This window comes from Vitreoscilla massiliensis (genome assembly GCF_001457815.1).
Taxonomy (GTDB): domain Bacteria; phylum Pseudomonadota; class Gammaproteobacteria; order Burkholderiales; family Neisseriaceae; genus Vitreoscilla; species Vitreoscilla massiliensis.
In genome coordinates, this window is sequence record NZ_LN898221.1 from 216,255 (window position 1) to 241,447 (window position 25,193).

Here is a 25,193-nt window from a genome sequence, read left to right on the forward strand (position 1 = left end):
TTTCGTGCACAAGGACAGACGATGGACAATCAACAATGGTATATCGGCAGCAATAAAGGCATAGAACACATCTTAAGCCGGCCTGTAAACGCCGCTGCGGCGCCACAAGCGCATGAAATCAGCGTCGCCATCCACAGCAATTCCTTGAATTACCATGATTTGGGCGTGGTGATGGGGATGATGCCAGTTGAGGGAGAACGGGTATTGTTATCCGATGCTGCCGGTGTGGTCACGGCAGTGGGCAGCGAGGTCAGTGAATTTAAGGTCGGCGACAAAGTCGTGTCGACGTTTTTCCCTACTTGGCACCGTGGCAAACCCGAATTCATCGGTTTTGGCGGCGTTCCGGGCGATGGCACCGACGGCTATGCGCAACACCACGTCACGGTAGACCAACACGCGTTTACCCACATTCCCGCGCATTTTGATTTGGCCCAAGCGGCGACCATCCCCACTGCCGGCATTACCGCTTGGCGCGCTTTGGTGGTAGAAGGCCAGTTACAGGCCGGCCAAACCGTGCTCATCCAAGGCACTGGCGGCGTGTCGGTGTATGCCTGCCAATTGGCGCATGCCATGGGCGCGAAAATCATCGCCACCTCGTCCAGCGACGACAAATTGAGCGAGATGCAAAAACTCGGTGCCGATGTGTTGATTAATTACCGCAAACACCCTGATTGGGGGCAGCAAGTGGCGGAATTGGGCGGTGCCGATGTGGTGGTGGAAGTGGGCGGTGCACAAACCATGGTGCAGTCTTTATTGGCGGTCAAACCCGCCGGCGTTATTGCCTTAATCGGCGTGTTAAGCGGCATGGACAGCCCCTTGCCGATAGGGTTGATGCTGAACAAGCAAATCGCCATCAAATCCGTGCTCACCGGCAACCGCGAACAGCAATTGGCCTTTATCGCCGATTTGGAACGTTACCGCATTCAGCCCATCATCAGCAAAACCTTTGCCATAGCCGATTTACAGGCCGCTTTTGCCTATCAAGCATCGCAACAACACTTGGGCAAAATCATCGTCACCCATCCCATCGCACAGGCTTAAAGCCACAGCTGTGTTGAATACACCACACCCCAAGTCAGCACATACTGGCTTGGGGTGTATTGATGCGGCCTGTAAACCTTAGACTATGCTACTTAAGCCATGGTATGTATGGTGTTTTTAAAGCGTTTCAAGGCCAAGTAAAAGAACACGCTGCCGATGATGAACAGCCCTAAAAATGATGGCCACACCACCTCAAACCCGGCACCACGGAACAAAATCGCTTGTGCCAATTTGATAAAATGCGTGGTCGGCGCCGCCAACATCAGGTGTTGCACCATCTCCGGCATGCTTTCACGCGGCGTTTGCCCGCCCGACAGCATTTCCATAGGCAGCAACACCATCATCAACAGCAAACCAAATTGCGGCATCGATTTCGCCACCGTGGCCATGAAAATGCCCATAGAGGTGGTGGCAAACAACATCAACACCGCGCCCGCAAAAAACAGCGTCAGCGAGCCAGCAATTGGCACCTCCAGCGCCCAACGCACCACCGCTTGCAAAGACACAAACGCGGCAATCAACACCACCAAACTCATGGACCAGACTTTGGCGGTCATGATTTCAAACACCGTCACCGGCATCACCAGCAAGTGCTCAACCGTGCCATGCTCGCGCTCGCGAATTAAGGCCGCGCCGGTCAAAATAATCGACAACATGGTGACATTGTTGACCACTTGCATGATGCTGTTGAGCCAAGTGCTGTCCAAAGTTGGGTTAAAACGCGCGCGCAAGGCCAATCCCACCGGCAGCGCGTTGTTGCCACGGTAGCGCTGGCTGAACTCATTCACCTCGGCATTGATGATTTGCTGAATCGCGCCATTGCCGGTAAAGGCCTGACTCATGCGCGTGGCGTCGATGTTCAATTGCAAACTGGTTTGTTTGCCTGCCACCACATCGGCCTGTAAACCATGGGGAATAATCAAGGCAAACGTGTACAAGCCCTCGTCCATACCGCGGTCTATGTCTTGGTAGCTGACCATTTGCGCCTCGGTAAAATGCGGCGGGTAGAAAGCGGCGGCGATTTTGTTCGACAATTGCGATTGGTCTTCATCGACGATGGCAATCGGCGCGCGCGTTAAGGTTTCAGGCACAGCCTTGGAGCTGGAATACACCGAAAACGTGAACGAAAACACAATCAACACCAACATGACCGGATCGCGCCACAAACTCCACAATTCCTTCACCCCCAAGCGGTAAATATTCCACAAAGATTGCATCATTACCGCTCCTGCTTTTTCAATAATAAGATGGCCACACCCAAAATCACCGGTATGGTCACGGTCAGCATCCACAAATTGTGGTGCAAATCAGCAAAATGCAGCGCTTTGTTGAACACACCGCGGCTGATGTTAATCATCGACGTGGTTGGATAAACCTCGCCAAACACGCGCCCAAAACCCTCCATAGACGACACCGGATTGATCATGCCGGAGAATTGCACCGCCGGCATGATGGTGCCGATTAAGGTGAAAAACATCGCCGCAATTTGGCTTTTGGTCAGCGTTGAAGCGAGTAAACCCATGCCAGTGGCGATGATGACGTACAGCAACGCCGCCAAAGACAAGGTCAAGAAACTGCCTTTGATGGGCACCCCAAACAGCGTCACCGCCAACAGCGTCATCAACAGGTAATTGATGAAGCCCAACACGATGTACGGCACTTGTTTGCCCAGTAAAAACTCGGTCTTGCTCACTGGCGTGACATACAAATTGATGATGGAGCCGTTTTCTTTTTCACGCACCACCGCCAAAGCGGTCAAAATCGCGGGCAACATCAACAGCAACAGCGGTATCACCGCCGGCACCATCGCCGGTAAACTGGTGACGTCTGGGTTATAGCGATAGCGGGTTTCCACCGTGACCGCACTGCCAACACTCAGGCCGATTTTGGCCTTGATTTGCTCGAGCAGCCACGTTTGGTGTATCGCTTGCACATAGCCTTGCACGGTTTCAGCACGCGTTGGCATCGCGCCGTCTATCCACGCTGCCACTTCCACTGGCTGACCGCTGCTGCTTTTCTTGGCAAAATTCGGCGGGATTTCCACTGCCAAGGCCAATTCGCCGTTTTGTAAGCGTCTGTCCATGTCGGCCTCATCGCTTAAAGGCGTCTTCTCGATGAAATACGGCGAGCCCGACAAACTCAAGGCGTAATTGGAGCTGAGCGTGGACTGGTCACGGTCGAGTACCGCATAGGTCAAGTCTTCCACGTCCATGCTGATGCCATAACCCATTACCAACATCAAAATGATCGAGCCCATCAAGGCCATGATGGCGCGGATGCGGTCGCGTCTGAGCTCCAAGGCTTCGCACCAGGTGTAACTGAGCAAACGCTGCAAACTGAAGTAACGCGGCCTGTAAGCGGCCTGTAAGCCCGTTTTTGCATTTTCTGTCTGGTCGGGTAACGCTATGGCGGTGTGATTGCTCGCTTCTGACTCTGGTTCTAATTCAGGTTCAGGCTCAGTTACGACTTGTTCTGCTGGTTTGGCAGCCGCATCGGTGCCCGCGCCCGCTTCCAGCAAATAACCAATAAACGCGTCTTCCAATGAAGCCGCGCCACGCTTGGCCACCAGCGCCGCCGGTGCATCGCTGTCCAATACCTTACCTGCGTGCATCATCGACATGCGGTCGCAGCGTTCGGCCTCGTTCATAAAGTGGGTGGAAATAAAAATGGTGACCCGATCTTGGCGCGACAATTGAATCAAGAATTGCCAAAAATTGTCGCGCGACACTGGGTCTACCCCCGAAGTCGGTTCGTCCAGAATCAAGATTTCAGGGTTGTGCACCAAGGCCACGGCCAAAGACAAGCGCTGGCGCACACCCAAAGGCAAGGCATCGGGCAAGGCATCGCCCAGCTCGGCCAAATCAAAGCGCTGCATCATCGCCGCCACGCGTTCATCCAACTCGGTTTCCGGCACATGATAGAGGCGCGCATGCAAGACCAGGTTTTGCAACACCGTCAATTCCGAATACAGCGAAAACGCCTGTGACATATAGCCGACACGGCGGCGGGTTTCAATATTGCCACTGTTGACCTCTTGCCCAAACAGCCACGCCCGCCCTTCGCTGGCAGGCAGCAAGCCGGTCAAAATCTTCATGGTGGTGGACTTGCCGCAACCATTCGAGCCCAGAAATCCAAAAATCTCGCCACGGCGTATTTTAAAATTAACATGGTCGACTGCGGTAAAATCGCCAAAGCGTATGGTCAAGTCTTCCGCTTCGATGGCATAGGCTTCGCTCTCATCCACCACCAAAGGCGGAATGTGGATTTCTTGGTAATTGTTTTTCTTTTCAGCGGGCAATAATTGGATGTAAGCCGCTTCCAAATCGGCGCTGCCTACCGAGGCCAACAATTCGGTCGGCGTGCCCGTGGCCAAGACCTTGCCCGCATCCATCATCACCAGCCAGTCGAAGGTCTGCGCCTCATCCATGTAAGCGGTGGCCACCATCACGCTCATTTCAGGCCTATCCACACGGATGCGCTGAATCAATTCCCAAAACTGTGCCCGTGCCAACGGGTCGACGCCGGTAGTGGGTTCGTCCAAAATCAGCAAATCCGGGTCGTGAATTAAGGCGCAACACAGACTCAGCTTTTGCTTCATGCCGCCAGACAACTTGCCCGCAGGCCGGTCCAGAAACTTGTACAGGCCGGTGCTTTGGGTCAAATCGTCGATGCGGCGCCGCCGCTCAGCGGCATTGTGGCCAAACAAGCGCGAGAAAAATTGCAGGTTTTCTTCTACCGACAGACTGTGGTACAGATTCTTGCCCAAGCCTTGCGGCATGTAAGCGATATTGGGGCAAACACGGTTGCGGTGTCTTTTCAGCCCCATGTCACCGCCCAGCACCCACACCGAACCTTCTTGTATCTGGCGTGAGCCGGCAATCAGCGACAGCAAACTGGATTTGCCGACGCCATCGGGGCCGATAAACCCCACCATCTTGCCGGCGGGCAAGTCCAAATCAATTTGGTTCAAGGCCAAGGTTTTGCCATAGCGCAAACTCACCGCCGTGATTGTGGCGACGTTGCCGCTTGCTTGTGTTCCCATTACTCAGCCTTTTTGGTGATGCCAGCAGGCCATTCGTGTTTCGCGTCCAAACGCACCCACGCCACCCCTGGCAAACCGGTTTTCACCAATTGCAGGTGTTGTTGCAACAGTTCTGGCGGAATTTTGGCCTTGACCTTAAACATCAGTTTTTGGCGTTCACTTTCGGTTTCGACGGTTTTGGGTGTGAATTGGGCAGTATCGGCCACATGAGACACCTTGGCCGGAATGGCATAGCTAGGCAAAGCATCCAAGACCAAACGCACGTCGGTGCCAACCGGAATTTTGCCGGCCATGGTTTCAGGAATGAAGAAAGTCATGAACACATCCGACAAATCAATCAGGTTCAAAATCTTGCCACCAGAGGCCACGGTTTCGCCTTTTTGCGCCACCAAATACTGCACACGGCCATCGCGCGGTGCCAAAATTTCGGTGTCGGACAATTCCGCTTCTATGCGTTCGATGGTGGCTTTGGCCGCATTGACATTCGATTTCGCCCCCACCACTTGCGCTTCTACCGCTTTAATCGACGCTTCGGCCGTATCAACTTGTGCACGCGCCGCTTCTAAAGTCGCCACTGCGGCCTGTACGCTGGCGCGGTCGTCGTCCAATTGCTGTTTGGAAGCCGCACCTTCTTTGGCCAACACTTCCGAACGCGCCACACGGCGTTTGGCCGCATCCAATTCGGTACTGCGCTGCGCCACACTGGCGATGGCCGCTTGTTTGTCGCTCTTGCCCATTTGCACTTGCGCTTGCGTGGTCAAGACCGCATTGCTGGCTTGTTCCAATTGCGCTTGCGCTTCTTTCAATTGCGCTTCTAAAGCATGCGCTTTGATTTTGGCCAAGACTTGTCCGGCTTTGACAAAATCGCCTTCTTTGACATAAATGTCTTCGACATTGCCGCCGATTTTGGCCGACAAATCAATTTCAGTCGCTTCGATGCGACCATTGCCTTTGACAAAGCCTTCATACGTGCCATCGTGCTGGTTTTGCCACACAAAATACGCCACAGCAGCAATCGCCACCGCGCCGACCAGATACGTGATCAGGGTTTTGGTTTTTTTGTTCTTCATGATGCGAGACCTAAGAATTCATTGAGGGTTTGAGGTAAGCATCGCCACCTAAGGCGAAATACAGCGCCACTTGCGCTTGCAACACATTGCGTTTGGTTTGCACCCAGCTTTGCTGCGCACTGAGCAATTCGCGCTCAGCGTCCAATACTTCCAAATACGTCACCACGCCGTAGTCGTAGCTGATTCTGGCCAAGCGCGCGCGTTCAGATGCGGCCTGTAAGGCTTGCTTTTGGCTGAGCACTTGCCTGTTCAACCACACTTGGTCACTCAAGGCATCGGCCACTTCGCGAAACGAGGTTTGGATGGCTTTTTCATAATTCCCCACCGCCATGTTTTGGCGAATTTGCGCCAAATCGACATTGGCGCGCAAACGGCCGGCATTGAAGATGGGCACGCTGATGCTCGGCACCACGCTCCAAATGCCATTGCCACCGCTGAACAAATTGTTGAACTCATTGCTGGCGGTACCGACATTGGCGGTTAAGGCGATGCGCGGGAAAAAGGCGGCGCGGGCGGCGAGAATGTCGGCGTCAGCCGCTTGCAATTGGTATTCAGCGGCAACGATTTCCGGCCGATTGAGCAGCAGATCCGACGGTGTGCCCACCAATAAATCGCGGTTGACAAAGTTTTCGGTATCCAAGCGGCCTGTAAACACGCGCACAGGCTCACCCACCAATACCGACAACATGTGCTCGTGGTTTTGCTTTTGCTGATTCAATTGGTGCAACAAGGTATCGGCATTGCTGAGCAAGGTTTGCGCCTGCACATACTCGGTTTTGGCGCCCGCCCCCACCTCATAACGGCGCTTGAAGATGCGCACCGATTCTTGAAACGTCGCCCGCGATTGCTCGGCCAAGGCAATGCGCTCATTCAATTCGGCCAAGGCCAAATACTGATTGGCCACTTGGTTCATGATGCTGTTGCGCACGGCTTTGGCATTGGCTTCGCTGGCAAAAAAGCGCTGCAAAGCGGCGCGGTTCATGTTGGCGATGCGCCCCCATAAATCCAATTCCCAACTTTGCAAACCGACACTGGCGCTGTATTGCTCATTGATGGCAGGCAAACCCGGTAAATTCAAATCTTTGGCCGTGCGTGCGCGCTGTCCATCGACACCGGCATTGATACTCGGAAATAATTCCGAACGCTGTATGCCATATGCCGCTTGTGCTTCGAGGATTTGCAAACTGGCCAGTTGCAAGTCTTTGTTCGACACCAAGGCACGGTGCAATAAAGACTCCAACACATCGTCTTGAAAATACTCATCCCAATACAAGCTGCGCATATTGTTGGACTGAGTGTGGGGATAAGCCCCCACCAATTGTTCGGTATTGTGTGGCGCGATGCTGTGTGGGTATTGGCTTTGACAAGCCGCTACCAGTGTTAACATCAGCGCGGCCAAACCACCACTGCGATAAATACTGCGTTCCACCCTTCCCCCTGACTGTGAGATGGTGCGGCCTGTAAGAAGAAGTCACACCGTTTTGAGTACGATTACAGCTTCAGTGTAACAGGGGAAATTTTTGAGGGTCAAAACTGCGACATCGACTAAAATTGGCATGATTATTGGCAATAACTACCAAAATACCTGCCAACAATCAAAAATACACGCAATAAAACTGCCAAAACCTCACCACACATTCAGACCGACAACCCAAAGCCCTGCCTTAATCATGTTGCAATGCCGCAAACAGACTCGCATGGCTGGCCATGTATTGATTTAAATCATCTTTTCGGCAGTTATATGTATTTTGAAGCGTGGCATTTAACATACATTCAAGTATGTATTGAATTTTTGAGGTAGGTTGCGCGACTCAAAACCATATTCAGCGAACGCCAAGTTTCGCCTTCCAACGTCACGGTTTTGCTATTTGCAGGCCGGATTTGAAAACCGACTTTTTGATAGCATCGCCGCGCTGCCACATTGCCCTCGAACACATTCAATTCGGCCATATCGTGCGCAAAACAGCGAAAACCTTCGTCCAATAATTGTTCTACCAACCATTTTCCCCAACCTTGCCCACGAAAACTTGCATCCCAAATCAAGATGCGTCTGAGCAAGAAACTGTCAGTCAAATTTTTGATTTGCGCATGGCCGACCACGCGGCCGTTCGCATCAATAAAGCTGAACAACACCACCGCGCCATCGTCCACATCGGCTTGAATTTGTGCGGTGGTCAATGGGTAGTGGTAATGTGGGCCAGCAAACTGCATCAACATGCGTGCATCGCTGACGGCGGCAATCAACGCGGCCATGTCCGTGGCTTGAAACAAACGCAAAGTCAGCATATCGGCCTTAACTTAAGTAATTGTTGTTAAATCCCCATAAAATCGCAACAAATGTCGCTATAATCTGCGCAGTTGGCGCTGCCGCGCTGCTGGGGAATCCTCCCACACAGTATGCAATGTCAGTTGCTTCTTTGCCCATACTTCTTTGAGAAAAAATGCGTAACCCTGCCATATTTTGGGGCGTGATGGCCCTGTTACAGGTTTTTTGGATGGTCATCGCCTTGGGCGCATACTGGTGGCTACGACCACTGTTGCCCAAACGCCCGCACCCGTGGCTGGCGATAGTCGCCACTGCCTTGCTCGGCAATGGCTTATTGCTGTTGTTTAATTTTATCGTGCCCGAATGGCGTTGGCGCGGCACCATGGCAGTATTGCTGTTCGCCGCTTATGCCTTGATGTTCACGCTGCTGTGGAGCGCTGTGCATGTGTTGCTGCGCTGGCTATTGCCACGCGCTACGCTGAACCGCGGCATCCGCATCTTGGTGCCACTGGCTTGGTTGGCCGCCATTGCAGCCGGCCTGTACGGCGCTTATGTGCCCAAAGTGGTGCATTACCAAGTGCATATCGACAAGCCTTTGGCCCAACCAATCAAAATTGCCTTGGTCAGCGACACCCATTTGGGGCGCTTCATCGGTGCGCGCCATTTGCGTGAATTGCAAGCCATCTTAAAGCGCGAACGCGCCGATGTGTTGCTGCTGGCGGGCGATGTGATGGACGATGTGCCCACGGTCTACCGCAAACAACACATGGCCAGCTTAATGAGCGGCCTGAAAACACCACTCGGACAATACGCAGTCTTGGGCAACCATGACAATTACGGCGGCGAACAAGCCGGCATCGTCAAAGACTTACAGGCCGCTGGTTTCACCACGCTCAGGGATGAGCGCATTACGGTGGGCAAACAATTTGTGTTGGTCGGCAGGCGCGATAAGGTTGAAAACCGCGACAGCGCCAAAACAGTCATTCCGAATTCCAAGCTGCCCGTCATTGTAATGGACCACCAACCGGCCGATATGGACGCCATTGCTAAAACAAGCGCCGATGTGGTGGTGTCGGGGCACACGCACCGAGGACAAGTGTTTCCCGCCACGTTGTTGATCAAATACTTCCAAGCCTATCCGTATGGGCACTACCGTGTGGGCGACACACAATTGGTGGTGACCTCAGGTTATGGCTTGTGGGGACTGCCATTTCGCTTGGGCGCGCGCTCGGAAGTGGCGATGATTGAATTAATTGGCAAATAGCTACAGGCTAGAGGCCGCATTACGCTATAATACGCCATTCGTTTATTGACGGCGCTTTTTGCAAGCGTCGTTGTCTTTCATAAAGGATTAAACATGCAAACCTTAGCGGTAAACCATCAAGGCAGTCATTTGCGCATCGGCATCGTACAAGCCCGTTTTTCAGACGGCATCGGCAGCCATTTGCGTGAGTCTTGCATCCGCAAATTATTGGCTTTGGGTGTGCAAGAAGACAACATCACCGTGGCCACCGTGCCCGGCGCTTTGGAAGTACCGTTGGTATTGCAAAATTTAGCGGCTACGGAACAATACGATGCCTTGATTGCCTTGGGCATCATCATCCGTGGCGAAACTTACCATTTTGAACTGGTTTCGAATGAATCAGGTGCAGGCGTTACCCGCGTGGGTTTGGACTTTAACATTCCCATCGCCAATGCCATCTTGACCACCGAAAACGATGATCAAGCCATTGCGCGCATGAACATCAAAGGTGAAGATGCCGCAGTGGTGGCCGTGGAAATGGCCAATTTATTAGCAGACATCCATCACGCAGACGCAGCAGAATAAGGACTTAAGCATGAAAACAGCACGCCGCCGCGCGCGTGAATTTGTGGTACAAGGTTTGTACCAAGCACAATTGAACAGCGCTTTGACTGCCAGCAACATCCGCAGCAATTTGCTCGACAACGAACAATTCTTAAAAGCCGACGAACCTTTGTTCACGCAAGTGTTCGATGGTGCGTTTGAAACCCAAACCGAATTGTTGCAATTGATTACCCCGCATTTGGACCGTGACTTAGCCGAAGTCAGCCCGATTGAACGCGCCGTTTTGTTGATGGCGACATTTGAATTGCGCGCCATGCCAGAAACCCCCTACCCAGTGATCATCAATGAAGCGATTGAAATCACCAAAACCTTTGGTGGCACCGATGGCTTTAAATTTGTGAACGGCATTTTGGACAAAATCGCCCCACAATTGCGCCCTAACGATCCTCCACGCAAATAATACTGTATTTGCAGTAATGTTCTGCATGATTGTGTTTTAATCAAAAAAGCGGCCTGTAAATCCCTATTGGTTTACAGGCCGCTTGTCTGTCATACACTGGCAATGGCTTAATCGGTTTCTGTTGCCTCGTTCAAAAAACCGACTTTGATTTCCGCTGGCAAGTCTTGGTGCCACCATGCGTAAATGCTGGCTTTGATGTCGGCGTCCTCTTCGGGGTCGTTGAAAGGTTCGTCGTCTTCGCGCACCAATTCGTCGCCATCGTATTTGAACCAAAATTCCCACGGGTCGTCGTCGCCACAACCCCATGCCTGCACTTGGATGCCGGGCAATAAGTCATGCACAAACGCCACGATGCTCTCCATGTTCTCATCGCCCATAGAGCCGTGCACAAAATGGACGATGCTAAAACCTTCAGCGTGTTGCACCGCATCGGGGCGCAAATCCCATTCGATTTCGTCAACCGAGTCTATCAAGTCTTGCGCCAGCTCAGCGCCCTGTTCGGCATTCAAGGCTTGCGCGGCGGCGATGATGTGTTCAGCATCGCCCTCATGCCCTTGCCACAAACCATCCAACTGCGCCATCACTGCTGCTTGTGGATGGCGGTAATACAATACGCTGTGTAACTCCATATTTCCCTCGTTTCTGTTTTGTTTTCACCTTGTGACTGGCTCGCGCTGCGTGATTCCCGTGCCTGAGAGCAAACCCATCGCAGCGCCAAATACGTTAAAGCAAACAACAAGAGCAAACAAATCAAAATTCAAATGGATAAGCGGCCTGTAAAGCAATAACAAACTTACAGGCCGCTTATACAATGAAATCTGTGCTGCTGATACTGCATATACTCTGTAATACGGCTATTGCAATCTCTGGTGCCACACACATCATCACAGTGAAAGGTTTACAGGCCGCATCTTGTTTACGCAGAAACCGTCGGCAAGCGTGGCAATTGTTGCCAAAACCCACAGTCATCCACTTGTAAATACGCCAAGGCCTCGGATACTGAAACGGTGTTTAAATACACACTGGCGACGGCGCGAAAGAAATCGTCAAACCCGCACGCCAACAATACCGCGTCTTTCTCCTCGCTATCCACGGCCAATACTTCGCCGCTGGTCACATCCAAAATAATGGCATGTGTTTCAGCGATGGCAATGAGTATGCGGTTTACAGGCCGCTTATCGCCTTGCCACCAAGAGTTGATGATGCCTGCTTGGTTCATTTGCCACACATGGTGCAAATAATTCTCACCATGCCCAAATTGCACATTGGCAATGGCAAAATCGTCTACTTGGTAATGGTTTAGAAATTGCACAAATTCGTGCGGCAAGACCACAGCCAGCGCCTGCTCAAATGCGACAATGGCCTCGTTGGGAGACAACAAATGCGGTATCAACAACAAGTCGTGCAAATCCAAGATTTCATCGTCATCCACCACATGGGCAAAATGGCGCAGCAAGGCAGTTTCAATTTCGGCATAGGTTAACAACATGGTTTTCATCCATTTTTTTCAAACAATACATGGCGGCTTGCATGGCAGCGTTCACACATCCAGCCTTAAACACGCCAACACATCCAAGCGCCAGATAAAAAACCCAAGCCTAAGCTTGGGTCTGTTTACTGTTGCGGCACAGCTTACATGCGCTCTATCATCGCGTCGCCAAAGGCGGAGCAACTGATTTCATGCGCGCCATCCATCAAGCGGGCGAAGTCATACGTCACTTGTTTGTCGCCTATGGCTTTTTCCATGGAAGCAATGACCAAATCCGCCGCTTCGGTCCAACCCAAGTGGCGCAACATCATCTCGGCCGACAAAATCAACGAACCCGGATTGACCTTGTCTTGACCGGCGTATTTCGGCGCCGTGCCGTGCGTGGCTTCAAATACCGCGTATTCATCGGAAATGTTCGCACCAGGAGCGATGCCGATACCGCCCACTTGCGCTGCCAAAGCGTCAGAAATGTAATCGCCATTCAAATTCAAGGTGGCAATCACATCGTATTCGGCTGGACGCAGCAGAATTTGCTGCAAGAACGCGTCAGCAATCGAATCTTTCACCGTGATGGTTTTGCCGGTATTCGGGTTTTTGAATTCACACCACGGACCTGCACCGATTTCAGTGGCGCCAAATTCGTTTTTGGCCAAGGCATACGACCAATCGCGGAAACCGCCCTCGGTATACTTCATGATGTTGCCTTTGTGCACGATGGTCACGCTGCTGCGGTCATTGTCTATCGCATATTGAATCGCCGCACGGGTCAAACGCTCGGTGCCTTCGCGCGATACTGGCTTCACACCTATGCTCGAGGTTTTCGGGAAACGGATTTTGTTCACGCCCATTTCTTTTTGCAAAAAGTCTATGACTTTTTTGGCATCGTCGCTTTCGCCCATCCATTCAATGCCGACATAAATGTCTTCGGTGTTTTCACGGAAAATCACCATATTGACTTTGCTTGGGTCTTTCAATGGCGACGGCACGCCAGTAAAGTATTGCACTGGGCGCACGCATTGGTACAGGTCGAGCTTTTGGCGTATGGCCACGTTCAAAGAGCGAATGCCGCCGCCAACCGGCGTGGTCATCGGGCCTTTGATCGACACTTTGTATTCTTGTATCGCTTCCAAGGTTTCATCGGGCAACCACACATTGTCGCCATAAATGCGCGTCGCTTTTTCGCCGGCGAAAATTTCCATCCAGCTGATTTTTTTGGCACCGTTATAGGCTTTGGCCACGGCCGCATCAATGACTTTAATCATCACCGGGGTAATGTCCACACCAATGCCATCGCCTTCGATAAACGGGATAATGGGATTATTGGGTATGGCTTGGCCGGGAACGATTTTCTGGCCTTCAGTTGGCACTACGATATGGCTCATGTAACACTCCTGTTAAAATAATGATGGGATATACACCACGTCAATAACGTGTTTCAGCGGATGAAGCGCTCGCGATGGTCAAATGCTATGCGGTACTGAGCAACACTAGTGGCAACGGTGACAACGGTTGCAAGCGTGTTACGCAGCGATTGGAAACTCAGTCTATCAGAAAATGTGGGCGACAGGTGTGACTGTGTGGGGCATAAATTGCACTGACAAACTCGCCATGATGCTGCTCATAAGCGGCCTGTAAACCTCTGAAGCAAGCTCTTAAGCTAATGGTTTGTTTCTTTAAGATATTTCTCACTCACCAATCATCTTCCAGCTTATTGTTTATCTTGTAAGCTGCTTAATACAGGCTTGATTTACCCATTAAATTACCGAGAAACAGACGCAAAAAAGCCAGTGTTTTGCAACACTGGCTGAGTTGATGCGCGTTTAAGCAGCGCTTACACGGCTGCCAAGATGGCGTTCAAGGTAGCGCTAGGACGCATTACCGTGTCCACTTTGGCTGGATCTACTTTGTAGTAACCGCCAATGTCAACTGCAGCGCCTTGTACCGCTGCCAATTCGGCAACGATTTTGTCTTCATTGTCGGCCAAAGCTTGAGCCACTGGCGCAAATTTGGCTTGCAATTCCGCATCTTCGTCTTGAGCTGCCAAGGCTTCAGCCCAGTATTTGGCCAAGTAGAAGTGGCTGCCACGGTTATCCAATTCACCTGTGCGACGTGATGGCGATTTGTTGTTGTCGAGCAATTGACCCGTGGCTTGATCCAAGGCTTTGGCAATCAATTTGGCGCGAGCATTGTTTTCTTTGATGCCCAATTCTTCCAAAGACACGGCCAAGGCCAAGAATTCGCCCAAAGAGTCCCAACGCAAGTGGTTTTCTTCAACCAATTGTTGTACGTGTTTTGGTGCAGAACCACCGGCACCAGTTTCGTACATGCCGCCACCGGCCATCAAAGGCACGATAGACAACATTTTGGCAGAAGTGCCCAATTCCATGATCGGGAACAAGTCGGTCAAGTAGTCACGCAAGATGTTACCGGTCACAGAAATGGTGTCCAAACCGCGAGCCACGCGTTCCAAGGTGTAACGCATTGCACGTACTTGTGACATGATTTGGATGTCCAAGCCTTCGGTATCGTAATCTTTCAAATAAGTTTGTACTTTTTTGATCAATTCGTTTTCGTGTGGGCGGTATGGGTCTAACCAGAAGATTGCTGGCATGCCAGAATTGCGCGCGCGTGTCACAGCCAATTTCACCCAGTCTTGTACCGGAGCGTCTTTGACTTGGCACATGCGCCAGATGTCGCCTTCTTCCACGTTTTGTGACATCAACACTTCACCAGTGTCCAAATCGGTGATGTTGGCTACGCCGGCTTCAGCGATTTCGTAAGTTTTGTCGTGTGAACCGTATTCTTCTGCTTTTTGCGCCATCAAGCCCACGTTAGGGACAGTACCCATGGTGCGTGGATCGAAGTTGCCATTCCATTTGCAGAAGTTAATCATTTCTTGGTAAATGCGCGCGAACGTTGATTCTGGCATCACGGCTTTACAGTCGTAAGGTTTGCCATCAGCGCCCCACATTTTACCGCCGCCACGAATCATCGCCGGCATAGAAGCATCGACAATCACATCGTTAGGCGAATGGAAGTTGGTAATGCCTTTGGCAGAATCCACCATTGCCAAAGCAGGACGGTGTTCTTGGCAAGCGTGCAAATCACGGATGATTTCTTCGCGCAAAGAGGTTGGCAAAGTCGCGATTTTTTCGTACAGGCCGGCCATACCGTTGTTGACGTTAATGCCCAATTCGTCAAACAATTTGGCGTGTTTTTCAAACGCTTCTTTGTAGTAAATTTTCACACAGTGACCGAACACGATAGGGTGAGACACCTTCATCATGGTCGCTTTCACGTGTAAAGAGAACAAGATGCCCGCTTCGCGGCAGTCTTCCAATTCTTTTTCATAGAAATCGCACAAGGCTTTTTTGCTCATGAACATAGAATCGATGATTTCTTTGTCTTGCAAAGCCACTTTTGGTTTCAAGACGATGGTTTCACCTTTGGCGGTGATCAATTCCATTTTCACATTGCGCGCACGGTCCAAAGTCATGGATTTTTCACCGTGGTAGAAGTCGCCTTCTTGCATGTGTGACACGTGGGTTTGTGACCAAGGTTTCCATTCACCCATAGAATGAGGGTGTTTTTTGGCGAAGTTTTTCACCGCAGCAGGTGCACGGCGGTCAGAGTTGCCTTCACGCAATACTGGGTTTACCGCAGAGCCCAAACATTTGCCAAAGCGTGCTTTTAAGGCTTTTTCTTCTTCGGTTGTCGGGTTTTCTGGGTAATCAGGAATCGCAAAGCCTTTGGCTTGCAATTCTTTGATACAAGCAGTCAATTGCGCCACAGAGGCACTGATGTTAGGCAATTTGATGATGTTGGTATCAGGATTTTGGGTCAAACGGCCCAAAGCAGCCAAGTTGTCAGCCACTTTTTGGTCTTCGTTTAAGAAGTCTGAGAATTCAGCAAGAACACGTGCAGCAACAGAGATGTCACTTTTTACAATTTCAATACCCGTAGACTTGGTAAAAGTCTCGATGATGGGAAGAAGCGAGTAAGTTGCCAATAATGGCGCCTCATCGGTCAGGGTGTAAATGATGGTTGACTTTCCACCAGTCATATGGAGCTCCTTGCTTTTGATATTAATTGGTTAGGGCTGAAATATGTGTGTCGCAGCCGCTGCAAACCAGTTTGCTTGAATGAAACCTTGAGAGTATCGACCCTCACAGCTTTTCAGTCAATGGATGTTGGCCCGAATTGACCCATTATTAAGAAAATAATCGCAAAGATTTCGCTGTTTTTTTAGAGTTTCATCCAATAAAGCCTTGCTCATGTCTTCTATTAAGTCAATAAAAGCGATGTTACTGCCATTCTCTGATAAACAGGAAATGGTCATGATCATAACTGCATTGACAAAATCCAGTCATACCATATGCTTAATTTTATATAAAAAACCCTGTTTCTGTCCATCCATAAACATGTATCTACCAAGCAAACCGGCGATTTTTATTCACCATTTGTTCATTACATAAAATTTTCATAAAGATGATAATTAACCAACACTCGCCCGCATTAAATTGGCTCATACTTGGACTTAAAAGCGAATGTCAACTCTGTCCAACCCGCCATCAGCCCGCACACTGCAAGCACAATCGTCTTTTTTCACTGGCAGCAAGCGTAGAGTGCTTGTAAAATTTCGGCCATGAATGATTTAATCGTATTGAACAAACCTTACGGGGTGATTTGTCAGTTCTCCGAACATGAAAAACACCCTACTTTAAAAAGCTTGGTCGACGTGCCGCATTTTTACCCTGCAGGCCGCTTGGATACCGACAGCGAAGGCCTATTGTTGCTCACCAACAATGGCTCTTTGCAGGCGCAGATTGCCAATCCGAAATTCAAGGTCAAGAAAAAATACTGGGCGCAAGTGGAAGGCGTACCCAGCGAAGACGCGCTCAACCAATTGCGCCGCGGTGTCGATTTGGGCGACTTTGTGACCCGTCCGGCGCAGGTACGGGTGTTGGAAGAAGCGGAATACACGCAATTGTGGCCGCGCAATCCGCCGATACGCGTGCGCAAATCCATCCCCGATACGTGGATAGAAGTGCAAATCTCCGAAGGCAAAAACCGCCAAGTGCGGCGCATGACGGCCAAAGCTGGTTTACCGTGCCTGCGCTTGGTGCGGGTGGCCATCGGCGACATCAACTTATTGGATTTGGGGGTGGAACTGGGCGCGTGGCAATATGTGAACCAACGCCCTTAAACACTTAATCTCTCGTGCAGTGACGGACCAACGCCATGCCAGCCACCTTAAAAGTATTGATACTCAGCGCCCGAGCACCGGTGGCGCTGGACTGGGCCAGACAAGTCGCTGCCGCGGGACACACGGTGTATTTGGCCGATTATGGTGCGGGAGCTTTGGGCGGATGCAGCGCACTGGCGGCGGATTTTTTCAACTTGCCAGCGCCGGCGCAAGCGCCTGAAGCCTTCATTGCCAGCTTGGCCGCCTTGATTGCACAACACCAGCTGGACTGGATTATCCCCACTTGCGAAGAAATCTTTTGCCTCGCCCATTACCGCCATTTACTGCCCGCCTCTTGCCAGATTTTCTGTGATGATTTTGATACCTTGCATCTGCTGCACCACAAACAGCGCTTGTTATTACAGGCCGCCTCATTGGGCACAGACACACCGCACAGCGAGTATTTCGATGAACATGGCTTAAGCGATGTGTGGCGCAGCCAAAAACGGGTGCTCAAACCAGTGTACAGCCGCTTTGGCCACCAAACCCACATCCTCGACGCCGGTGCCGATTGGCCTAATCACATTCCACGCGATGGCACTTGGCTACAACAGACTTACATCACCGGCCGCGAAATTTGCAGTTACAGCATTGCCCATAGCGGCCGCATCCTCACCCATGTCAACTATCTCGGTCGCTACCGCTATAAAAACGGGGCCTCGTATTATTTTGAGCCGCTTGAGCACGAACACATCCGTGCCCAAGTCGCCAAACTGGTACAGGCATTGAATTTCACCGGCCAAATTGCCTTTGATTGGATAGAAGAAGACCTTACAGGCCGCTTGTGTGTGTTGGAATGCAATCCGCGCGCCACCAGCGGTTTGCATTTATTGCCGCACGACGGTGGCGTCTTCCAAGCTTTGTTGCAACAACAGCCATACCAAGCGCCACTGACGACCAAGATGTTTGCCGCAATGATGCTCAGCGATGGCCTCAAACACGCATGGCAACAAGGCTTATTGGCCACATGGTGGCAAGATTGGCGCCGCGGCACCGATGTGTTGGGACAGCTGCGTTTGTACCGCGGCGTGTTGCAAGACAGTTGGGTATTTTACCGCCTGTCCAAACGCTTACAACTGCCACTCGAAGCTGCCACCAGCCATGCTTTTGAATGGAATGGCCAAACTTGGCCTAAACTTCACGATGTGAATAACATAGGGGTATTGCGAGGTGAGCGCTGATGTTAAACAACCACCGCGACCGTACCGAGGCTTTTGCCGCATTGCTGCAGCAACACCCACTGACCGATTTGCTCCACAACGCGCCCCATGTCAGCATGGACATCGTGCGCAGCGGCGACTTGGCCGTGCCCATCAGTGTTTGCCACGACGACGCGCCGCAAACTTGGGTGACCTCACCGCTGGCCATGTACGCCGATTACACCCAAGAAGAAAGCCGCCGCCACCTGCCCGCTTACGCCGCCCACCCCATCATCGCCGCGGTGGAATTGCTCAAACGCTATTTGCGCCAACAACACTTTGCCCGCGCCGTGACTTTGAACAATTGGCTCATCAGCACCAATTTGTATCCCGCTTTAATCCCCCAAGCGGCCTGTAAGTTGTTGCAACAGACGCGCGAACATTATCCGCAGCATGCGCTGTGGTGGCGTTCGCTCAATCCCATCCAACACAGAGATTGGCTGCAATTCTTACAACAACAAGGCTGCCTGCTCATCCCCGGACGGCGCATCTTTATCTTGTCTGACCCAGCCGCCGCACGGCAACGCCACCGCGATTGGCAACACGATGCACGATTGCAGCGCAATACCCGTTTGCATTATTGCAGCGATGCCGATTTTCAGCGCACCCAGCCGTATGAGCGCGTGCGCGATTTGTACAATCTGCTGTATTTGGCCAAATACTCACAGCTCAATCCGCAATACAGCCACACTTGGATGCAAGCCTTGCACCAACATGGTCTGCTGCACCTGCAAGGCTATGCCGATGACAGCGGTGAATTGTTGGGCGTGGCAGGCGTGGTGGCGAACGAAGCGACGCTGACCACACCGATTTTTGGCTTCGATACCAGCGTGGCACAAAAAGTCGGCCTGTACCGTTTGCACAATGGCTTGGCCGCCGATTACGCCATAGAACAAGGTTTGAGCATCAATATGAGCGCCGGCGCAGGGCAATTCAAGCAACACCGTGGCGCGGTGGCGTGCATGGAATACAGTGCCGTCTACGCCCATCATCTGCCACGTTCACAACAACGCGCCATACGCGCCGTGCAGTTCATCAGCCAATATGTGGCGGCGCCGCTGATGCAGCGTTTGGATATGTGAGCATTGGCACCAGCCATGATTGTGCCTATTGTGATTGGTTTAAAACGCGCTATATGCTGCGCAATTGATTAGCCAGTATTGGCGTTTGGATAGGTGAGTTTGACTGCAAGCAGCCGAAAATAGTGATGCAAAGCGATGGTGAAACAAGCCGCGACATCAAACGGTTTTCAAACAACGCCTCCCAATAATCGGGCAAAGTCCAAGCTTCGCATGCCCGTTGCATCTTGCTGATGGCTTATGACCTACAAACCGCCAGCAGCATTGACCATCAGGCTAACCCGCCATATCCACTTTAATACGCCGACGTTTGATGACCATCGCAGTGATTTCAACCGTGTCCGACAACGTCCACACCAACCCATCCACATCGACAGATTGCTGGCGCATATATGCCATCAATGCGGCCTGTAAACGCTGTAAGTCGGTGTAACTGGCTTGGGCTTGTAAACTTAAAGCTCTGGCAGCGGTTTGCGTGAGTTGGTAATCAGCGTGCATGGGCAGGTGTTGCGCGATGATGCGCTCTAAGGCATCGGCAAACAAGGCCACCGTAGGCTCTGAGGGCGATACTGTGTCTGCGTGCACACGCGGCAAGCGCAACACATCGTTCAAACGCCCTTCTATGCGTTTAATCACACGGCTGACGCGCCCACACGGGCACGGCTGGTCATCATGGTGCAACACATCATCGAGGCGGTAGCGGATGATGGGCTGACTGCTGCGGGTAAAATCGGTGATGATGGGCACATAGCGCACCTCGTCCAACCATTCTTGCTCCACCATCAAAAATTCTTCATTCAAGTGCAAGCGTCGGTGCTCACACGTCACCGCCAAAAAGCCTTCGGTGGCTTGGTAGACTTGGTGCAATTCGGGAAAACTGCGCTCGATAACGGCGCGGTCAGCATCGCTCAAAACTTCAGCTGCGGAGATAACGCGCTTGGGCTGGAGGGACAGCGTACCTTGTTGCTGCGCCACGGCCAAGGCACGCAAGACTTGTGCTGGCGCGACGATGATGCTAGGCCGATAAGCCTGTAATTGGGTTGCAATCTCATCAAACGATTGCAACAAATCAAAAAATCGAAAGGCGATAAAGCGGTTGTCTATGGTCTCGTACAAATTGTTGTTCGCCCGCAGCAACAAGGCCACGCGTTCGCCACTGAACAAGCCTTGCGGCAATAATTTCGCCAAAATCGTGCCGGCCCAACGCGCTTGCTCGGCGCGGCTGACCACAAACACGCCACGGCTGGCGGAAGTGCCCGACGACAGCCCCACGCTGTAGCCATTGAGCGTCGGTGCAAAATCGCGCTCTTGCTCGGCACGCTGCGCCAAGGCAAAAGCAGCCTGTAAATCAACGCCAGCAGTGTTCATTTGATTAAAATGTTCCAGCATCAACGCCTTGTTCATCAATGGCCATTGTGCCAACGGCAGACCAATATACGGGCGAAAATAAGCGCTGCGCGACAATACTTGCTGCTCAAAACGCTGCCACTGCGTTTGCTGGTAGGCTTCCAAAGCGGCGCGACTGTCAAAGTGCAAACGCTTGCCGCGCCAATACGCATGCACCAAAGACCACAATGCCATGTCACTCCTCCTCGTGGCTCAAGTGGATGCGCACCTCGCCACCCGCATCGAGTTGTTGCAATTGCCGCAGCGTGTGTTTGAACGCCGCCGCCTTGTCCATGATGATGTAACTGAGCGGCGATGGCAGTTTCCAGTCTTGGTAATTGGCACGGCTCCACGCCGCATCGGCAGCAAGCAAATGCCAACCATCATCACACGCCATCAACACGCCAATGTGACCGGCAGCATGACCGGGCAAATCCAGCAACAATATCTCGCCATGACTGTGCGGCAGCACATAAGCGGCCTGTAAAGGCGCTGCCTCACTCGGCAAGGCCACTTGCGCCAAGCTTTCGATGGCGACAAAGCGTTGGTCTGTGTCTTCAGGCATTAATTTGGGCACAAAGCCTTGCAATAAGGCGCGCACCCCATCCAAACGCCGCACTTGCTGCCAACCCTCGCCACTGCCGATGATGGGAACATCAGGAAAATCTTTCAGGCCGCCGATGTGGTCACCATGAAAGTGCGACACGATGACGCCGCTTAGATCGCGCTCATGCACGCCAAACTCGCGCAATTGCAGCCGCATCGCTTCGCTGTCATTGAAATACACCGGCGTGACCTGGCGGTACAAGGCAAACACGCCTGTGGCGGTGGCGTCCAAAAAGTGTTGCGCATAGCCAGTGTCAAACAGCCAAAACCGCCCCGCCGCTTCCAGCAAAAACACTTGCGCAGGGAACTCACACGCTGCCAAGCCCGCACCGCGCACCGCCATACAGGCCGCATGGGTGCAAAAACCGGCTTTGAAGGTGTGGATTTTGGCCATGTTTATTCCAGTGTTTTGAAGCGTTCCGCAGTGTTTATAATGGCTTGTTGCATGTCAACAAGCGGCCTGTAAGCCAGTATTTGTTGTGCTTGGGTATTGTCCAACGTCATGTCAAACGCCAATGCACCTATGGAATACGGCGTGAATTGTGGCTCTTTGCCGCTGATGTTGGCCCATGTTTGTGCCAAGGCAGCTACCCGTTTGGCCAAGCCATACGGCACCGACTTCACCGCCATTGGTTTGCCCATAGCCGCAAACAGCTGTTCCAATACGGCTTTGAGCTGCCATGGCTCTTGATTGGTAATGTTGAACACGCTGCCCGAGGCAATGTGCGGACTCACGCTGGCCAAGTGCATCGCCTGCACCACATTGCCGGCGTAAGTCATGTCCATCAACACCTCGCCGCCACGCGGCAGCTTGAACACGCCGCCACCGCTGCGCCACAATTGCAGCAAACGCGGCATCAACACGCGGTCGTGTTCGCCGAATATCGCCCGCGGTCGCAACATGATGTATTGCGTTGCAGGATAATCGGCAGCGGCCTGTAAGATTTTTTGCTCGGCCAACCACTTGGTTTGGGCATAAAAATTGGCAAAGCGCGGCGGCACAAAGCTTTCAGGAATGTGATGGCGCGATTGAAAATCAAAATACAGCGACGGCGTGGAGATGTGTACAAAGGTCTGCACCCCGGTTTTGCCGGCCGCCTGCGCCAATTGCTCGGTGGCATGAACATTAGCGGCGTAAAAATCGTCGTAGCGTCCCCACGGCGACGATTTGGCGGCGCAATGCCACACCGTGTCATGTCCTTGCAGCAAGCTCAGCGCATCTACTTGGTTAATTAAGCTTAAATCAGCGGCCTGTAAGGCGACTAGAGCGATGGCTTGATCTGATTGCAAGGCCGCGCGCGCCATCTGATGGGCTTGTTCTTCGCCCAAATCGCGCACATTGCGTGCGACTGCGGTGATAGATAGGTTGCGCTCCATCAACACCTGCAAAGCGCTGCGACCCAAGCCGTGGCTGGCGCCGGTGAGCAAGACTTTGTTCATAGCGTTAACACCATGCCCGCAATGCTAAAGCCGGCGGCCGTACCGATGAGCATCATGGTTTGGCCTTTGCGCGCGCGGCCAGTGCGAAACGCCTCATGCAAGGCGGTCGGTATCGACGCCGCCACTTGGTTGCCGTGGGTGGCGTAAATGTCGATGACTTGCTCACTGCTGAGGCCCAAGCGCGATTTGATGTGTTGCATGGCCAAATGGCTGGCCTGATGCGGCACCACCACATCGATGTTTTGCGGTTTAAAGTCCAGTTCGGCAAACAAACACTGCATAAACGATGGCATCAATTGCGACGCCAGTTTGAATACAGGTTTGCCTTGCATGCGGAAATAATGGTCGCTGGTGTCCAAACCCATGCGCGGATTGCGGTGAGTGCCGCCGGCGCGGATTTCACACAAATCGCGCCCTTGTGGGTGGGTTTCCAAACGGTAGGCAATGCAAGCGGCGCGGCCATCGCCTTGTTCGACGATAACAGCGGCCGCACCGTCACCAAAAATCAACGAAGACTCGTGGTCTTGCCAATTTAGACCGCGCGAGGCGATTTCCGCTGAAACAATGGCAATGCGGCGGTACAGGCCGGTTTGTAATAAAGCCGTAGCTTGAAACAAGGCAGTGACGAAGCTGACGCAACTGGCATTGATGTCAAACGCAGGCAAGCCCGCTTTAAGACCACTGGCGGCAATGATGGCACTGGCGGTATACGGCAATGCTTGTTCAGGAATGGCGCTGGCGCAGATGAGCAAATCGATGCTGTCCAAGGCAATGTCGTGGTGGGCGCAGGCATCGTGTAAGGCAGCGGCGGCCAATTGCGATTGGCTGGTTGTGTTGTCGGCGAAATGGCGCCACAACAGGCCGGATTTTTTTTCAACACTGCCGGCTTTTAAGCCCAATTGGGCATCCAAATCGGTCGATAACACCCGTTGAGAGGGCAAGGCTTTGCCGGTGGCAATGATGGAAATGGGCAGTTTCATGGCAGCGCGTCCGCAAGTACGACGGGATTTGATGATGCCACAGCATACAGCAAATCCCGTTATTCACCACAAAACAGCGGCATATTTTGCTACTTGTTTACTCGATATTCTGTACTTGCTCGCGCATTTGCTCAATCAGCACTTTCAGCTGCATTGAGGCGTTGGAACACTCGATGGCAATGGCTTTGCTGCCCAAGGTATTGGCTTCGCGGTTCAATTCTTGCATCAAAAAATCCAAGCGTTTGCCCACTGCGCCTTTGCCCTCGCTGACGATGCGTTCCACTTCGGTAATGTGGCCTTTTAAGCGCGACATTTCTTCGTCGACATCGGCTTTTTGCATGAATATGGCAAATTCTTGTTTGATGCGGTCGTCTTCGATGGTGTCCAAAGCCTCGCGCAAACGCTGCTCAGACTTGTCCAAATGCGCTTGCACCAAGTTTGGGAACACGGCCTGTAACTCGTCAACGATGACGCGCATTTGCGCCAAACGCTCCAACAAATGCTGCGCCAATTTCTCGCCTTCGCGTTTGCGTGAGGCATTGAAGTCTTGCAAGGCGCTGCTTAACATGCCCAAGACAGCGGCCTGTAAACCCTCGGCATCGGTTTCCGATTGCGCCACCACGCCAGGGAAACGCAAAATATCGGCCACACTCAAAGCCTGCAAATGCGGGTATTCGGTGGTCAAATCGCTGTTAATGGCCGCCAATTCATCGACCAATTCGCGATTCAAATGCAAACCGCTTTGTTCAGCGATGGCTTGGATGTAAACGCGGCATTCCAATTTACCACGCGCCACCGCCGCGGCGATGCTTTCACGCATTTTGCCTTCGAGCACGCGCAAATCGTCTGCCATCTTAAATTGCAAGTCCAAATAACGGTGGTTGACGGCGCGCAATTCCAAATTGATGCGCTCACGGCCAAAGTCTTGTTGGGCACTGGCAAAACCAGTCATGCTGTTGATCATAATGGGTACTTTCTAAGCGGGAAATACAACATGCCATCACCATAACGGCCACAGCAAAAGTTAATAAATGCGTTAATTAAGTTGCAGTGCAAAAAAATCTCATGCAGCCCCGCCTCAAT

At 52.1% G+C, this 25,193-nt stretch carries 21 protein-coding genes; 7 read left to right on the forward strand and 14 right to left on the reverse strand.

Features of this window, described 5'->3' with window-relative positions; translation table 11 throughout:
• Nucleotides 1–21 precede the first annotated feature (21 nt).
• The gene (locus tag BN3003_RS12620; protein ID WP_058357027.1) at nt 22–1,041 is read left to right on the forward strand and encodes a zinc-dependent alcohol dehydrogenase family protein; all 1,020 of its coding nucleotides are present in this window, start codon (nt 22–24) and stop codon (nt 1,039–1,041) included.
• Nucleotides 1,042–1,133: 92 nt separating this feature from the next.
• On the opposite strand, the gene BN3003_RS12625 is transcribed toward BN3003_RS12620, so the two are convergent.
• The 5 genes from BN3003_RS12625 to BN3003_RS12645 all read right to left on the reverse strand — a co-directional run bounded on the left by BN3003_RS12625 (nt 1,134) and on the right by BN3003_RS12645 (nt 8,439).
• Nucleotides 1,134–2,261, reverse strand: coding sequence for an ABC transporter permease (locus tag BN3003_RS12625; RefSeq protein WP_058357028.1), 1,128 nt, complete (start codon nt 2,259–2,261; stop codon nt 1,134–1,136).
• Complete coding sequence (gene rbbA / locus BN3003_RS12630) at nt 2,261–5,083, reverse strand: ribosome-associated ATPase/putative transporter RbbA (RefSeq protein ID WP_058357029.1); 2,823 nt, start codon at nt 5,081–5,083, stop codon at nt 2,261–2,263. The genes BN3003_RS12625 and rbbA overlap by 1 nt, the downstream gene beginning before the upstream one ends.
• On the reverse strand, nt 5,083–6,153 hold the full coding sequence (locus tag BN3003_RS12635; protein ID WP_058357030.1) for an HlyD family secretion protein: 1,071 nt from the start codon (nt 6,151–6,153) through the stop codon (nt 5,083–5,085). Before BN3003_RS12635 ends, rbbA begins: the two co-directional genes overlap by 1 nt.
• Before the next feature lie 10 nt (nt 6,154–6,163).
• Entirely contained in the window at nt 6,164–7,582 is a 1,419-nt protein-coding gene (locus BN3003_RS12640; protein WP_058357031.1) for an efflux transporter outer membrane subunit, read from the reverse strand.
• A 344-nt stretch (nt 7,583–7,926) separates the two neighbouring features.
• Nucleotides 7,927–8,439 carry a GNAT family N-acetyltransferase gene (locus BN3003_RS12645; protein ID WP_058357032.1) on the reverse strand — a complete coding sequence of 171 codons (513 nt, stop codon included), beginning with the start codon at nt 8,437–8,439 and terminating at the stop codon, nt 7,927–7,929.
• A gap of 155 nt (nt 8,440–8,594) precedes the next feature.
• Between BN3003_RS12645 and BN3003_RS12650 the strand changes: the two genes are divergently transcribed.
• From BN3003_RS12650 to nusB, 3 genes are all read left to right on the forward strand, one after another.
• Nucleotides 8,595–9,683, forward strand: coding sequence for a metallophosphoesterase (locus BN3003_RS12650; RefSeq protein ID WP_058357033.1), 1,089 nt, complete (start codon nt 8,595–8,597; stop codon nt 9,681–9,683).
• A 93-nt stretch (nt 9,684–9,776) separates the two neighbouring features.
• Nucleotides 9,777–10,247 carry a 6,7-dimethyl-8-ribityllumazine synthase gene (gene ribH, locus BN3003_RS12655; protein ID WP_058357034.1) on the forward strand — a complete coding sequence of 157 codons (471 nt, stop codon included), beginning with the start codon at nt 9,777–9,779 and terminating at the stop codon, nt 10,245–10,247.
• 10 nt (nt 10,248–10,257) lie between these two features.
• On the forward strand, nt 10,258–10,686 hold the full coding sequence (gene nusB, locus BN3003_RS12660) for a transcription antitermination factor NusB (protein WP_058357035.1): 429 nt from the start codon (nt 10,258–10,260) through the stop codon (nt 10,684–10,686).
• Between the two features lie 107 nt (nt 10,687–10,793).
• On the opposite strand, the gene BN3003_RS12665 is transcribed toward nusB, so the two are convergent.
• The 4 genes from BN3003_RS12665 to BN3003_RS12680 all read right to left on the reverse strand — a co-directional run bounded on the left by BN3003_RS12665 (nt 10,794) and on the right by BN3003_RS12680 (nt 16,238).
• Nucleotides 10,794–11,315, reverse strand: a complete 522-nt coding sequence (locus tag BN3003_RS12665; RefSeq protein WP_058357036.1) for a hypothetical protein — start codon at nt 11,313–11,315, stop codon at nt 10,794–10,796.
• 287 nt (nt 11,316–11,602) lie between these two features.
• Nucleotides 11,603–12,175, reverse strand: a complete 573-nt coding sequence (locus BN3003_RS12670; protein ID WP_159061447.1) for an SMI1/KNR4 family protein — start codon at nt 12,173–12,175, stop codon at nt 11,603–11,605.
• 143 nt (nt 12,176–12,318) lie between these two features.
• Complete coding sequence (icd, locus tag BN3003_RS12675) at nt 12,319–13,557, reverse strand: NADP-dependent isocitrate dehydrogenase (protein WP_058357038.1); 1,239 nt, start codon at nt 13,555–13,557, stop codon at nt 12,319–12,321.
• Between the two features lie 449 nt (nt 13,558–14,006).
• Nucleotides 14,007–16,238 carry an NADP-dependent isocitrate dehydrogenase gene (locus BN3003_RS12680; protein ID WP_058357039.1) on the reverse strand — a complete coding sequence of 744 codons (2,232 nt, stop codon included), beginning with the start codon at nt 16,236–16,238 and terminating at the stop codon, nt 14,007–14,009.
• Between the two features lie 582 nt (nt 16,239–16,820).
• On the opposite strand from BN3003_RS12680, the gene BN3003_RS12685 reads away from it, so the two are divergent.
• Genes BN3003_RS12685 through BN3003_RS12695 form a run of 3 tightly spaced genes read left to right on the forward strand, consistent with a single transcriptional unit; the run spans nt 16,821 to nt 19,701 of the window.
• Nucleotides 16,821–17,381 (forward strand): pseudouridine synthase, encoded by a 561-nt coding sequence (locus tag BN3003_RS12685; RefSeq protein ID WP_058357040.1) that lies wholly within the window; start codon nt 16,821–16,823, stop codon nt 17,379–17,381.
• 35 nt (nt 17,382–17,416) lie between these two features.
• Nucleotides 17,417–18,601 carry an ATP-grasp domain-containing protein gene (locus BN3003_RS12690; RefSeq protein WP_058357041.1) on the forward strand — a complete coding sequence of 395 codons (1,185 nt, stop codon included), beginning with the start codon at nt 17,417–17,419 and terminating at the stop codon, nt 18,599–18,601.
• Nucleotides 18,601–19,701 (forward strand): hypothetical protein, encoded by a 1,101-nt coding sequence (locus tag BN3003_RS12695; protein ID WP_058357042.1) that lies wholly within the window; start codon nt 18,601–18,603, stop codon nt 19,699–19,701. The genes BN3003_RS12690 and BN3003_RS12695 overlap by 1 nt, the downstream gene beginning before the upstream one ends.
• A 273-nt stretch (nt 19,702–19,974) precedes the next feature.
• Here BN3003_RS12695 and BN3003_RS12700 read toward each other — a convergent pair whose 3' ends face one another.
• The 5 genes from BN3003_RS12700 to BN3003_RS12720 all read right to left on the reverse strand — a co-directional run bounded on the left by BN3003_RS12700 (nt 19,975) and on the right by BN3003_RS12720 (nt 25,062).
• Nucleotides 19,975–21,279, reverse strand: a complete 1,305-nt coding sequence (locus tag BN3003_RS12700) for a F390 synthetase-related protein (protein ID WP_058357043.1) — start codon at nt 21,277–21,279, stop codon at nt 19,975–19,977.
• A 1-nt stretch (nt 21,280) separates the two neighbouring features.
• Entirely contained in the window at nt 21,281–22,084 is an 804-nt protein-coding gene (locus BN3003_RS12705; RefSeq protein ID WP_058357044.1) for an MBL fold metallo-hydrolase, read from the reverse strand.
• Nucleotides 22,085–22,086: 2 nt separating this feature from the next.
• The gene (locus tag BN3003_RS12710) at nt 22,087–23,130 is read right to left on the reverse strand and encodes an NAD-dependent epimerase/dehydratase family protein (protein ID WP_058357045.1); all 1,044 of its coding nucleotides are present in this window, start codon (nt 23,128–23,130) and stop codon (nt 22,087–22,089) included.
• The gene (locus BN3003_RS12715; protein ID WP_058357046.1) at nt 23,127–24,110 is read right to left on the reverse strand and encodes a 3-oxoacyl-[acyl-carrier-protein] synthase III C-terminal domain-containing protein; all 984 of its coding nucleotides are present in this window, start codon (nt 24,108–24,110) and stop codon (nt 23,127–23,129) included. The genes BN3003_RS12710 and BN3003_RS12715 overlap by 4 nt, the downstream gene beginning before the upstream one ends.
• A gap of 97 nt (nt 24,111–24,207) precedes the next feature.
• Nucleotides 24,208–25,062: a YicC/YloC family endoribonuclease gene (locus tag BN3003_RS12720; RefSeq protein ID WP_058358046.1), complete on the reverse strand. Its 855-nt coding sequence runs from the start codon at nt 25,060–25,062 to the stop codon at nt 24,208–24,210.
• Between the last annotated feature and the right edge of the window lie 131 nt (nt 25,063–25,193).

Bases quoted from the DNA above. Each gene is read 5' to 3' on its own strand.
- BN3003_RS12705 (WP_058357044.1), bottom strand. From the start codon at position 22,084: ATGGCCAAAATCCACACCTTCAAAGCCGGTTTTTGCACCCATGCGGCC.
- BN3003_RS12700 (WP_058357043.1), bottom strand. From the start codon at position 21,279: ATGGCATTGTGGTCTTTGGTGCATGCGTATTGGCGCGGCAAGCGTTTG.
- BN3003_RS12620 (WP_058357027.1), top strand. From the start codon at position 22: ATGGACAATCAACAATGGTATATCGGCAGCAATAAAGGCATAGAACAC.
- ribH (WP_058357034.1), top strand. From the start codon at position 9,777: ATGCAAACCTTAGCGGTAAACCATCAAGGCAGTCATTTGCGCATCGGC.
- BN3003_RS12690 (WP_058357041.1), top strand. From the start codon at position 17,417: ATGCCAGCCACCTTAAAAGTATTGATACTCAGCGCCCGAGCACCGGTG.
- BN3003_RS12670 (WP_159061447.1), bottom strand. From the start codon at position 12,175: ATGTTGTTAACCTATGCCGAAATTGAAACTGCCTTGCTGCGCCATTTT.
- BN3003_RS12625 (WP_058357028.1), bottom strand. From the start codon at position 2,261: ATGATGCAATCTTTGTGGAATATTTACCGCTTGGGGGTGAAGGAATTG.
- BN3003_RS12645 (WP_058357032.1), bottom strand. From the start codon at position 8,439: ATGCTGACTTTGCGTTTGTTTCAAGCCACGGACATGGCCGCGTTGATT.
- BN3003_RS12695 (WP_058357042.1), top strand. From the start codon at position 18,601: ATGTTAAACAACCACCGCGACCGTACCGAGGCTTTTGCCGCATTGCTG.
- BN3003_RS12715 (WP_058357046.1), bottom strand. From the start codon at position 24,110: ATGAAACTGCCCATTTCCATCATTGCCACCGGCAAAGCCTTGCCCTCT.
- nusB (WP_058357035.1), top strand. From the start codon at position 10,258: ATGAAAACAGCACGCCGCCGCGCGCGTGAATTTGTGGTACAAGGTTTG.
- BN3003_RS12710 (WP_058357045.1), bottom strand. From the start codon at position 23,130: ATGAACAAAGTCTTGCTCACCGGCGCCAGCCACGGCTTGGGTCGCAGC.
- BN3003_RS12650 (WP_058357033.1), top strand. From the start codon at position 8,595: ATGCGTAACCCTGCCATATTTTGGGGCGTGATGGCCCTGTTACAGGTT.
- BN3003_RS12680 (WP_058357039.1), bottom strand. From the start codon at position 16,238: ATGACTGGTGGAAAGTCAACCATCATTTACACCCTGACCGATGAGGCG.
- BN3003_RS12665 (WP_058357036.1), bottom strand. From the start codon at position 11,315: ATGGAGTTACACAGCGTATTGTATTACCGCCATCCACAAGCAGCAGTG.
- rbbA (WP_058357029.1), bottom strand. From the start codon at position 5,083: ATGGGAACACAAGCAAGCGGCAACGTCGCCACAATCACGGCGGTGAGT.
- BN3003_RS12635 (WP_058357030.1), bottom strand. From the start codon at position 6,153: ATGAAGAACAAAAAAACCAAAACCCTGATCACGTATCTGGTCGGCGCG.
- icd (WP_058357038.1), bottom strand. From the start codon at position 13,557: ATGAGCCATATCGTAGTGCCAACTGAAGGCCAGAAAATCGTTCCCGGC.
- BN3003_RS12685 (WP_058357040.1), top strand. From the start codon at position 16,821: ATGAATGATTTAATCGTATTGAACAAACCTTACGGGGTGATTTGTCAG.
- BN3003_RS12720 (WP_058358046.1), bottom strand. From the start codon at position 25,062: ATGACTGGTTTTGCCAGTGCCCAACAAGACTTTGGCCGTGAGCGCATC.